The organism is Rhizobium sp. SRDI943, from assembly GCF_057653695.1.
This window is the reverse complement of record NZ_CM172787.1, coordinates 480945-492462: the sequence shown is the minus strand read 5'-3', so window position 1 is coordinate 492462 and position 11518 is coordinate 480945. Positions and strand designations below refer to the sequence as shown.

The 11518-nt window shown below is 53.8% G+C and carries 11 protein-coding genes; 8 read left to right on the top strand and 3 right to left on the bottom strand.

Annotated features, from left to right (window positions below):
* The first annotated feature begins 85 nt into the window (after nt 1-85).
* From AC245Y_RS02390 to AC245Y_RS02360, 7 genes are all read left to right on the top strand, one after another.
* Nucleotides 86-1261, top strand: a complete 1176-nt coding sequence (locus AC245Y_RS02390) for an O-antigen polymerase (protein ID WP_245273997.1) — start codon at nt 86-88, stop codon at nt 1259-1261.
* Between the two features lie 8 nt (nt 1262-1269).
* Entirely contained in the window at nt 1270-2361 is a 1092-nt protein-coding gene (locus AC245Y_RS02385; protein WP_011650564.1) for a glycosyltransferase family protein, read from the top strand.
* Nucleotides 2358-2951 carry an acyltransferase gene (locus AC245Y_RS02380; protein WP_011650563.1) on the top strand — a complete coding sequence of 198 codons (594 nt, stop codon included), beginning with the start codon at nt 2358-2360 and terminating at the stop codon, nt 2949-2951. The genes AC245Y_RS02385 and AC245Y_RS02380 overlap by 4 nt, the downstream gene beginning before the upstream one ends.
* Nucleotides 2948-3790 (top strand): class I SAM-dependent methyltransferase, encoded by an 843-nt coding sequence (locus tag AC245Y_RS02375; protein WP_017993013.1) that lies wholly within the window; start codon nt 2948-2950, stop codon nt 3788-3790. The genes AC245Y_RS02380 and AC245Y_RS02375 overlap by 4 nt, the downstream gene beginning before the upstream one ends.
* Nucleotides 3791-3799: 9 nt before the next feature.
* Nucleotides 3800-4750 carry an NAD-dependent epimerase/dehydratase family protein gene (locus AC245Y_RS02370; protein ID WP_011650561.1) on the top strand — a complete coding sequence of 317 codons (951 nt, stop codon included), beginning with the start codon at nt 3800-3802 and terminating at the stop codon, nt 4748-4750.
* The gene (locus AC245Y_RS02365) at nt 4747-5919 is read left to right on the top strand and encodes a glycosyltransferase (RefSeq protein ID WP_011650560.1); all 1173 of its coding nucleotides are present in this window, start codon (nt 4747-4749) and stop codon (nt 5917-5919) included. Before AC245Y_RS02370 ends, AC245Y_RS02365 begins: the two co-directional genes overlap by 4 nt.
* Nucleotides 5920-5981: 62 nt before the next feature.
* Nucleotides 5982-6758, top strand: a complete 777-nt coding sequence (locus AC245Y_RS02360) for a glycosyltransferase family 2 protein (RefSeq protein WP_017993012.1) — start codon at nt 5982-5984, stop codon at nt 6756-6758.
* A 4-nt stretch (nt 6759-6762) separates the two neighbouring features.
* Here AC245Y_RS02360 and AC245Y_RS02355 read toward each other — a convergent pair whose 3' ends face one another.
* The 3 genes from AC245Y_RS02355 to AC245Y_RS02345 form a co-directional block, all read right to left on the bottom strand.
* Nucleotides 6763-7590 carry a Wzz/FepE/Etk N-terminal domain-containing protein gene (locus AC245Y_RS02355; RefSeq protein ID WP_017993011.1) on the bottom strand — a complete coding sequence of 276 codons (828 nt, stop codon included), beginning with the start codon at nt 7588-7590 and terminating at the stop codon, nt 6763-6765.
* A 304-nt stretch (nt 7591-7894) separates the two neighbouring features.
* Nucleotides 7895-9967: a polysaccharide biosynthesis protein gene (locus AC245Y_RS02350; protein WP_017993010.1), complete on the bottom strand. Its 2073-nt coding sequence runs from the start codon at nt 9965-9967 to the stop codon at nt 7895-7897.
* A 169-nt stretch (nt 9968-10136) separates the two neighbouring features.
* Nucleotides 10137-10394: a DUF7940 domain-containing protein gene (locus tag AC245Y_RS02345; RefSeq protein WP_017993009.1), complete on the bottom strand. Its 258-nt coding sequence runs from the start codon at nt 10392-10394 to the stop codon at nt 10137-10139.
* 68 nt (nt 10395-10462) lie between these two features.
* Here AC245Y_RS02345 and AC245Y_RS02340 point away from each other — a divergent pair, with 68 nt between their 5' ends.
* A complete protein-coding gene (locus AC245Y_RS02340) occupies nt 10463-11173 on the top strand; it encodes a class I SAM-dependent methyltransferase (RefSeq protein ID WP_011650555.1) in 711 nt (236 codons plus the stop codon).
* The last annotated feature ends 345 nt before the right edge of the window (nt 11174-11518 follow it).

Sequence of the window (11518 nt, the reverse complement as noted above, 5' to 3'; positions counted from 1 at the left end):
AGGCCTCATGCTCACGCTTCATGGCCCTATGTATCTATATTACACTCGAGTATGGGGTCCTCAGACCAAGTTCTTCGAGACAATCATGTCTGCTGCCCCCTATAATGATGCCATAGGCGCACTGGATCTCTCACTTGCCATTTCAATTGTCTGCATTACTCTCGGTATAGGGTTGGCAGATTTCGCGTTTGGCATTAGTCATCAGCAGATCCACGCTGCTCTGCATTCCTGGCGTACTCGGCCTGTCCGCATATCTGAAGGCGTCGCTCAACGCGTCGAGCTTATTTCAACAATCGGACTCCTTATCATTTTGGCGGTTGTTGTGTTAGAAAACAACATACCCAAAACTATCGTCTACTTTATTTCAGATGTAAGTGAGGTCGCGAAAATTGCGATGCGACGAGAGTCGGGTGGAAGCCGCTTCTATCTTTTCAATCTCCTGGTCTCCAATGTGCTTCCGTTCTGTGCCTTTTGCTGCTTTATAGCGATAAGACAGCGGTCAATGAAACTGAGAGCGATCGCTTGGGCTTTTATAATCGCCGTTATGTTGGCCAAGGCCTCAACTCTAAGCAAGGCACCACTGGCGATATTTATGCTGCAGTTGCTAGTCGTTGAACATCTTAGAAAATCTTTAGATTTGCCGTTGGGGATGGCGATCAGATTTATTCTTTTTGGCGTACTTCTGTTCGGAGCGATGGTACTTATTGCCATTCGTGAATTACACGGTGTCGGTGACGCACTCGACTTTCTCTTTTACCGGATATTCATGATCCCGAATGAGAGCTTGCTTGAGTATTATACTGCAATTCCAAGTGTTCTCCCCTATGGTTGGGGTAGTAAGTTCAGTTGGCTGGTCGGCTCTCTGACCGGTCAACCCAGCCAACCAACCTATCTACTGGTCGGCGCCGTCCATCGTGGCGTGGAAGGTTCCACCTCGACAGCGATGTTTATCGCCGATGCCTGGGCCGACTTCTCTTGGATGGGTGTCCTTCTATTTTCGCTATTCGCCGGATTTTTTATCCGCTTGCTAGATATCCAGCTGATAGTGAAACGAGGGAAGACCGTCGCAACGATTGCGGGGCTGGCTCTCGGCCACTATGGAATATTCGTCATGCTTTCGACCGCACTTCAAACCGCGATGATGACCGGCGGTTTGGTTTTGGTTGTTCCATTAGTGCTAGCGCTATCCAGCGCCATGAAGTGGGTGCCAGAAAAGAACGACGGTGGACAAGAGCATCTTGTCCACCTCGGATCGGTATAGAACCCAATATGCGCGTTTTTCAAAATTCCGGGGTATATGCTGCTTATATGCGGCGGCTTGATATGCTTGCAGTTGATGCGAGAAGTTTTTCAGACAGATTGGCTCTTTTTCTGGATGATCGCTATGGCGCTTGCCATATACTGCAACCGGTAATGGAGACCTCTCCAGACATCTTCTTTACGAACGGCGATGACGAGATACTTCAACGATACTGGGCGGTAGAAAATGGTTTGCCCGCCACCTCCGACATGGAGCAGATCTTGCTGAGCCAGATCGAACATCACCGCACCGAGATATTTTATAATTCGGATCCGATGCGATACGGGAACGACTTCGTCCGCAAACTTCCTGGCTGCGTTCGGAAGTCAATCATGTGGCGAGCGGCGCCTTCCGGCAATACCGACTTCGGCGCCTACGATTTGATCGTCTGCAACTTTCCTGTCATATTGGATGGTTATCGGAAGCTTGGCTGGCGCGCGGAATATTTTGCACCAGCCCATGATCCGGCAATGGATAGCTATGCCGAAAATCGAGACCGGCCAATCGATGTGCTTTTTGTCGGCGGCTATAGCCGTCACCATCGTCGGCGTGCAGAGATACTGCAAGCCGTTTCGGCTATTCGAAGGGATTTTAAAGTTTACTACCACCTTGATCGATCGCGATTGACTAGGCTTGCTGAGAGCCCGATTGGTTGGCTTCTGCCGCTTGGGAAGCACAGACGTCCGAAGAATATTCGTGCAGTGTCCCGTACCCCACTCTTCGGACGTGAGCTTTATGAAGCGATTTCGCAGGCGAAAATTGTTCTAAATGGCGCCGTGGATATGGCGGGAACGGACAGGGGAAATATGCGATGCTGGGAGGCGCTAGGATGCGGTGCGCTAATGGTCTCGGACTCCGGTGTTTATCCTGAGGGGATGGTCAATAATATCAGCATGGTAACATATGAAGATGCAGAATCCGCGGCGCGGACAATTGTAAATCTGCTTCGGGAACCGGAGCGCCTCCAGGCGTTAGCCAACGAAGGAACCCGTACTGTACGAACCGTGTACAACAAGCGTGCCCAATGGCTTAACTTCCAACGGCTGGCTGCAAGCGCATGAAGCTTAGCCTGACCACGATCGCAAACATGGCGGCGGGATGGTTGGCTCGCAAGCGGAGCAAATTTGTCGTTGGGAGTGGTAGCAATGTCCGTTGGCTGGTATTGCGATCCGTTCGCGGAGGCAATGTGAAGATCGGCGAGAACTGTATCATCAATTGCAATATCAGCTTCGATGATCCCCGCGGCCGCATCAGCATTGGCGATCGCTGCTATATTGGTGCCAGTCACCTGGTATGCCATTCCGGAATTACGATTGGAAACGATGTCATCATCTCATGGGGAGTGACAATCGTGGATCATGATTCTCATTCTCTCGACTGGGAATTGCGCAAGAACGATGTGACCGATTGGGGCTTAGGAAAGAAGGATTGGACCGGGGTTTCCATCAAGCCAGTGTTTATTCAAAACAAGGTGTGGATTGGTTTTGGCGTGAGTATCCTGAAGGGGGTGACAGTCGGCGACGGGGCAGTTATTGGAGCCCATGCTGTTGTCACGCGCGATGTCCCCCCTTACACCGTCGTCGCCGGTAACCCCGCTCGCATAATTCGGAATCTCAAGCCGACGCAAAAAGAGACAGAAGGTCAACCATGACGGCAACAAAATTGGACACGTGGGAAGCAGCCGTCCAGTGGCTTCGGCAACAGCCTGACCTGCAAAAGCTGGTGCTCGATGCCTACTACGACGATCCGATTCTGCAGGCGGCCGAGCGGTATTGGCGGAGCGGCGAGTGGGGTGCCATCCGCGAATTTCTCCCGCAGGCGCCAGGAACTGCGGTCGATATCGGCGCCGGTCGTGGTATTGCCAGCTATGCTCTGGCCAAGGAAGGTTTTGAAGTAACGGCACTGGAGCCCGACGCGAGCGACCTCGTGGGTGCTGGTGCAATTCGTGCCCTCTTCAATGAAGTTCATCTTCCCATTTCGATCGCCGAGGAGTTTTCCGAAAGGCTCCCATTCTCCGACAATGCCTTCGATGTGGTCTTTGCCAGAGCCGTTCTGCATCACACCTCCGATCTGTCGGCCGCGTGTCGTGAATTCTTTCGAGTGCTCAAGCCCGGCGGGCGCTTCATCGCAGTTCGCGAACATGTGATATCGAGCGAACGCGATTTGCCGATCTTTCTGGATCGCCATCCCCTGCACAAACTCTATGGAGGGGAAAACGCCTTTCTTCTGAAGGAGTATCAGAACTCTATAGTTTCGGCCGGTTTCAAGATGGACAAGCTCCTTATGCCGCTGGAGAGCGAGATCAACTTCGCCCCCTACACTCCGGCGGAGTTGAAGGCGCAGATTGCCATGCGATTGCCGCTCTTCGCAAGAGCCGCTCCAGCGCTTTTGAGTTCTCGGTCAGTCTGGACGATCTTCTCGCATATCGCAGCAAAATTCGATCGGCGGCCGGGCCGGCTGTATTCGTTCGTCGCCACGCGGCCCCAATAAAGAAAAAGAATGGCTCGTATATTAATCACAGGCGCTCACGGATTTATCGGAAGATATCTGGCAAAGTCGCTTGCACTTGCCGGGAACTCCGTATTCGGCCTTGGGCACGGTACCTGGTCACCGCTTCATGCCCAACGCTGGGGGCTGGTTTCTTGGCATAACGGTGGGGTCGATATCCCCAATCTTCGGTTGATTCAACAGCAGTTTGGGACGGTGGACATTGTGTACCATCTTGCGGGGGGCTCGTCGGTCGGAGCAGCAATCGCAAATCCTCGCGAAGATTTCCACCGCACGGTCAGCTCGACCATTGAACTGCTTGAATGGCTGAGACTGGAGGCCCCTAAAAGCAGCTTAGTGGCGGTTTCTAGCGCTGCTGTTTACGGGGCAGGCCACATAGGTCAGATAGCTGAGACGGCGAAACCCAACCCCTTCTCTCCATACGGTCATCACAAGCATATAATGGAATCTCTCTGCATCTCCTATTGCGAGAGCTACGAGTTAAAGGTCGTGATCGGTCGTCTGTTTTCAGTTTATGGGGAGGGATTACGCAAGCAATTGCTCTGGGACGTTTGCTCCCAGCTCGAGGTTCATCCTGAGCGACTCCTTCTCGGCGGCAGTGGCAACGAGCTTAGAGACTGGACGGCGGTGACCGACGTCGTGCGCGCGCTGTCGCTTATCCACACCGAGGCGAACCCCTCGCCAAAAGTTATCAATATCGGCACCGGCCGCGGCACCAATGTTCGTGCGATCGTTGAAGGCATTGCCCAAGCATGGGCGGTCGATGCTAATTTGGAAGCCAGGATTGAATTTTCGGGTAAAGCAAGAGCTGGCGACCCTCAAAGCCTGATAGCCCAATCCGAGCAGCTCGCAGCCCTCGGGTTCGAGTGGCAAAAGGATTTGATGGAAGGCCTCTCAGGCTATGTCAGGTGGTTTCGATCGGAATCCGGTGTGAGATCATGACCCGTATTGCCTTTACGATGATCGGCGGAAAAAACTGGACCGGCGGTTATAACTATCTGATAAATCTCGCTAGGCTGCTGTCCGCTGATCAGAGCAGAGCTCTTACGCCCGTTATGTTCTTTGGAACCGACGTCGATGAAGAAGATATAACTCCATTTGCGGCTCTCAATTGCGTTGAGGTGGTCCGTAGCCCGCTCTTTAACAGATCCAGGAGCTTCAGATCTCTGCTCACCGGTCTTGTCACCGGCGCCGACTGGCGTGTGCGTAAGCTGTTTAGAACTCACCGGATAGATGTCGTATTTGAGGTGGCTCAATTTTTTGGTTTCAATCTCGGCATCCCCGCTATTGCCTGGATCCCAGATTTCCAGCACCGCTTCCTCCCCCATCTCTTCAGTAAGCTTGGCTACTGGAAACGCGATATAGGGTTTAGAATTCAGGTCCTGGGAAAACGCGAGATCATGTTGAGCAGTGAAGACTCGCGCGTCTCGTGCGAAGTTTTCTATCCGTCCTCCCGGGGGCGCACACACGTCGTCAGGTTTGCGGTGCCGCCCAAGGGAGTAATTGTTCCTGCGGCTGCTCGTGCTCTTGCCGACAAATATGGACTGCCTGAGCGGTATATCTTCCTTCCCAACCAGTTCTGGCAGCACAAGAACCATCTTCTTGTCGTGGAGGCATTGACGATCCTCCGTCGCCGCGGTCAAGACGTTACTGTCGTAGCATGTGGCAGTCAGTCTGATCCGCGCGACCCCTCTTATTTTCCGCGTGTGAAGGCTGCTATCGACAGTTCCGGTCTCTCCTCGAACTTCATTCTTCTCGGTCTTATCCCATATGGCGATCTTGCTCCACTCGCAACCGCTAGTATGGCCTTGCTGAATCCATCTCTCTTCGAAGGGTGGAGCACGACAGTCGAAGAGGCCCTGTCGTGGGGCGTGCCGTTGATTTTGTCTGATTTGGACGTCAACAGGGAACAAGCGGGCGAAGCCGCCGTATTTTTCGATCGCCATGACGCGCAGGCGCTTGCAGACGCACTTGCTCCGGCAAATCTGTCTTCGCCGGATATTCTGTTCGAACGGGCGGCGAAGGCACAGGCCTTCGCTAATGAACGCGTCAACCGTTTCATCACTGATTTCCATGCGCTTGTTCAACAGGCTGCCGCCAAACGCCGGTAGCAAACCACCGAAGAAGGCCCGGGGACCTCGCCTCTACCCACCAGCTACGAAAGTAAGTGTGAATGCGCGAACCGAAAATTTCAATCATCACCGTTGTCTTCAACAACGAAGCCACGATTGCTGATACGATCGAATCCGTTCGCGCTCAAAACTACCCAAATATGGAGTATATCGTCGTCGACGGACTCTCAAAGGACCGCACGCTTGATCGGATCAACGAACGCCGCGATGTTATTACGCGCCTGGTTTCCGAAGAGGACTTCGGCATCTATGATGCCATGAATAAAGGAATAAGTCTTGCGACCGGCGAAGTTATCGGCTTCATCAATGGGGATGACTTCTACATGCCGGGCGCTCTGGCAAAGGTCGCGGAGGCGTTCCGGGATCCGGCCTTGGAAGCATGTTACGGGGATCTCTGCTATGTTCGGCAAAATGATACCTCAACGATAGTGCGCGACTGGCGCTCTTCGCCTTTTGTACCTAAGGCTTTCGAAGAAGGCTGGTGCCCGCCTCATCCAACCTTCTTTGTTCGGCGCGAGGTCTACGAGCGCCTTGGGTCATTTGACCTTAGTTATAGGATTGCTGCTGACGTAGAATTAATGATGCGCTTTCTAGAACGCCACTGTATCAAGTCGAAATACCTGCCCGGCATAATGGTGAAGATGCGAATGGGCGGCACTACAAATCGCAGCTGGAAGAATATCCTGCGGCAAAACAAGGAAATTCTACGTGCGCTTGAAACTCACGGGTTGAGAGCCAGCCCAATACATTTCTTCTCTAGGAAGCTTATATCGCGGGGCATGCAGGTACTTCGTGCGGCCTTGCTTAAGGTGCGCTAACGCATTAGCCGTTCGACCGGCTACGGCGATTTCGATGCCTGAGGTATGCGCTTTTAAGAAGGTTGACTAGAACGCCGATAACGAACCCGACAAAGAGACCTGCAGTCAGAATAGTTATCTTGGTCGGAGAGGCGGCATTTGATGGAGCGTAAATTGGGGAAAGCAGAGTTGCAGGCTTGCTTAATTCTAGTTTACCCGTCAAGTCGGCAATGTCCTTACGTAATGCGATCGCATCGTCGCGTGTCGCGAGATATATTGCCTGCTGCCATCCGGAATCCTGCGCCTCCTTCAGGAGCTTCGAATTTTCCACGAGTTGATCCTGCAGTGAACTGATTTGAGATTTCAGATGTTCCAAGCTGATGGACGCAACCAACGTCTGCTGTTCTTGAATCCCCCGCACGATCGCGGCGACGCACTGCCGTGCCAATTCAGCGGCTGGGGCGGTAAAGGAAATCTCGATGACGTCACTGGGAACTGATGGTGCCGTCACCCTCACATTTTGCGAAATCTGTTCGGCGGTTACCGGGCCGCCGTCGGAGCACGCGGAGACGGTCTGCTGATCGAAAGCTGATGGAGATCGTAGACGAAAAGTAACATGCTCACGAGGCTCCACAAGAGCGACTGCATCAGGGTCTAGTTGCGTTGGATTGGACGAAGCCGCAAGCACGAGTTGTGCTGAGGCTTGATAAAAGGGTTGGCTACGCCACAGGAAAATGCCTGCTAATATAGCTCCGATGGAACAGCACAAAGCAATGGTGCCGATGCCCCTTCGTAGGAAGGAAACAACAGAAAAGAGATTAATTTCCTCGTCAAATGATCTCTGTTCCATCATCTCAGCTTTCAGAATCCACCGTAGGCTCAAAATTAGCAAAAAATTTCACAACAGCAGGCCTAAATGTCGCTTCAATCTTATTGGCCCTGCAATGTCAATCATGAAAAAATCACATCCAGCGCATATCGCGATGCCATGCTTCCTTAGGCCGTGACGAGGCCTGGAAAAAATACCTGAATCGGTCCTTGAGCTAGCGATTATGCTCGCTCCGCTTCTCGCCGTCAGCAACATCATAGCGGGAGCTTATCATGTTTGATCAAACAGCTCTGGAACCTATCTCCGCCTAACTCGTCGTGCTGATCTTTTACGGCTGCTGCACCCACCGCGCTTTGTCACTCGCAGCAACATTCGTCGACGTGGGCTCGCCGACCTTGGGTGTCTTAAGCCGCGTTGTTGGTTTTAAGGTGCCGGTGAAAGCCAGATCCGAGACCTCGCCGGTTGACGAATAGCCGGAAACAAGCTTCGCTAGTATCGCACGTGCAGCGATCATATCGTTCCGATCCAATACCGCATTGAGCGCGTTGAGCTTTTTCAAAAGCTCCGACCAGAAGAGGAAATCCTCGCGCGCCTTCATAATGCGAGGATGTTCGGTTGTTTCTGGGTTGTCGCCGATCAAAAGTTCTTCGTAGAGCTTCTCGCCGGGCCGAAGACCGGTTACGGACAGCTCGATATCGCCTTCGGGATTGTTCTCGTCGCGGACGGCCAGCCCGGAAAGCTCAACCATCTTACGGGCGAGATCGGCGATGCGAACGGGTTCCCCCATGTCGAGCAAGAAAACGTCGCCGCCGTCGGCCATCGCGCCGGCCTGTATGACGAGCTGCGAGGCTTCCGAAATGGTCATGAAATAGCGGGTTATGTCAGGATGTGTCAGCGTAACAGGGCCGCCTTCCTTGATCTGCTGCCTGAAAAGCGGCACGACGGATCCGGAGGAGCCGAGGACGTTTCCGAAGCGGACCATGCAAAAATTCGTTCGCATTCTGTCAGTCGCCGATTCTGCTGCGAGCGCCTGCAGAACCATCTCTGCCAACCTCTTGCTGGCGCCCATCACATTTGTCGGACGCACGGCCTTGTCTGTACTGATCAGCACGAAATTCGAGACGCCGCATTTATTCGCCGCGCGTGCCGCGACCAGCGTACCCATCACATTGTTCTTGATGCCTTCCACGGCATTATGTTCGACAAGGGGAACATGCTTGTAAGCGGCCGCATGATAGAGCGTCTGAGGTCGCCAGCTCTGCATGACATGTTCCATGCGATCCTGATCGCGGACAGAACAGAGAATCGGGACGATCTGCGTATTTGCGTGTTTGTACAGTTCGGCCAGCTTCTGCAATTCGGCATGAATATTATAAAGCGCAAACTCGTTCTGATCGATGAGGACCAGGCTCGAAGGCTCGTTGCGCAGAATCTGGCGGCATAACTCGCCGCCGATCGAGCCACCAGCACCGGTGACCATAACCACCTTGTTGCGCATCGCCTTGTCGAGCAACTCCTGCCGTGGCGCGACCGCTTCCCTCCCCAGCAGATCTTCGATCTCCAGCTCTCGGATGTCGGAGACGGCGATGCGTCCCTGAGCCAGGGCAGTGAGATCCGGCAACGTGCGAACATTGACCCTGGCTTTACGGATGTGTTCCAGGATTTCGTTGCGACGCTGCCGCGATGCGGAGGGAAGAGCAAGAAGCACGTTGTGCACGCCGAGAGATTCGGCAAGCACCGGAAGATCCGAGGGGTCGTAGATCGGCAAACCACCCATGACGCCGCCCTTGAGACGCGGGTCATCATCCAGATAGCCGACGACATTGAGTTCGGCACTGTTGATCAAGGCGCCGGCCAATTGCCGCCCGGCCGTCCCTGCCCCATAGATCAGCACCTTGGCGAGCATATTCTTGTGAAGGATGCGCTGGTAGGCATCCCCGAGCCAGTAGCGGATACTCAACCTCGACAGCCCGATCGCAATCAACAGCAGGAAGGGCTGGAGGATACCGACGGTTCTGGGAACACCGGGGACGCTGAGGGCTGTAAATATCGTCATAAAGGCGACGCCGTAGATCGCAATCGCCTTCAGAACAGTTATGAAAGCAGCCATATTGGCATAACGGAAGATCGCCCGATACATGCCCATGACGATGAAGATGGGAAGGGCCATGCACAGTGAAACGAAGACCGGCAGCCACTGCACACCGGTCAGCACCGTCCATTCGTTGAGGCGGAAGCAATAGGCGAGCCAGATCGTCAGAACACAAAAGCTGGAATCCAGCAGCAAGGCCAGAGCGCGTTTGGCAACCCGCGGCATCGCCAGCAGAGGGGCGACGAGCGCTTGCATCGGCATCAAGAACCATCCTGAGCGCGGCGTCTCAGTGGGGGTATTTTCGGGCATTGCTTACCAGCGTCTCGCGGATCAATCAGACAACCACCTTCTTGTCATTTTCTGCAACGAGCGCAACTGAAATAATCGGAAATCAAGGTCTTCCCTCGGATCTCGATAGGCGACAGTTCGCAGCCCTTCGAAGGTGCTGACGACGGCGATGCAGGCAGCAGCAATCGCGCTACCCTTCTTGAGGCGGCTTGCCATTGGCGAGGTCTCCAGAGACTTTCTGTTGAACGAAGATGCGGGCGATGATAGCGGCGACGGCCAAGAGGCCGGTGACCGCCGACATCCCAAGTTGGATGTAGATGTTCTTCAAGACCCATGTGGCGGCGAAGAAGGTGTAGATCGGCTCGATGATGATGCAGAGCAGGGCCAGGACCATGAACCTGATTGACCAGGCATGCTTGACCACCGCGCGCCAGTTGCTGACGAGCATGGGAGCTCCAGATTGTGGGATTTCACTTTGTGGTGTATCGATGCCCTCTCACTGCTCCGGAGGACGAGATGAACAGCAGCACCGAAATACTCGAGATGTACGAGGGGTATTACGCAGACGGCTCAGTCTCGGAGAAACGAGCCATAGCTGCGCGGCAGTCTGTCGGGCACATACGCAAAATCACGGAAGGCCAGACGTTCAACTCGGTTGTCGACATCGGCGCCGGCGAAGGTGCGGTTCTTTCCGAGTTGAGCAATTCTGCCTTTGCAAAGCAGTTCGCAGCCGTGGAAATCTCGAAATCAGGGCTGGACGCGATAAGCAACCGGCGCATCAAGAACTTGGCTTCAGTTGATCAGTTCGATGGCTACAAGATCCCCCACCCGGGCAAAGCCTTTGATCTCGCGCTTGCCATCCATGTCCTTGAGCATGTCGAGCATGAGCGTATGTTCCTCTACGAGGCCAGACGGGTGAGCCGGAAGCTCTATATCGAGGTGCCCTTGGAGCTGACGCGGAACCTAGACAAGTCGATCCGCGAATCCGGCCCTTATGGGCATATCAACTTCTACACCCCCGGCTCTTTCGAAAACCTGCTGAAGACATGCGGTTTTAAGGTGGAGCGCCTCATGGTGTTCCCACATGACATTGAATACGAGCAGCACCTTGCCGGTAAGGCAAAGGGGTGGCTGAAGTATCAGATCCGGCAGAATTTCCTGAAATTGGCTCCGAAGACTGCTGCGCGGAACATGGTGTATATGGCCGGGGCTCTCTGCTCCGCCTAGAGGATGTGGATTTCCGATATATAGGCGCACGCATAGTTCAGATGCCCGATCGTGTGCGGGTGGATGCCGTCCTCATCGCAATCCGTCGTGGCGTTGTAGAAGTTGTTCACCGGGACAGAGCGAACCGGGAACCCGGCACTTGCCTATTCGTCCACAACACCGTCGATGATCAGAGCAAGCACGGCGACCCGTGGGGAGCGAGACGCGTGGGCTGAATCAGTTGGTTCCCAATTTGCAGCTTACATCAACGGTCGGATTGAAATTGGAGAGGTGAAAAAAGCTAGCTTGGACCTCAGCATGAAAAAGCGGTTTTATATCACGTGAAAAGTGATCTAAGACGACTTT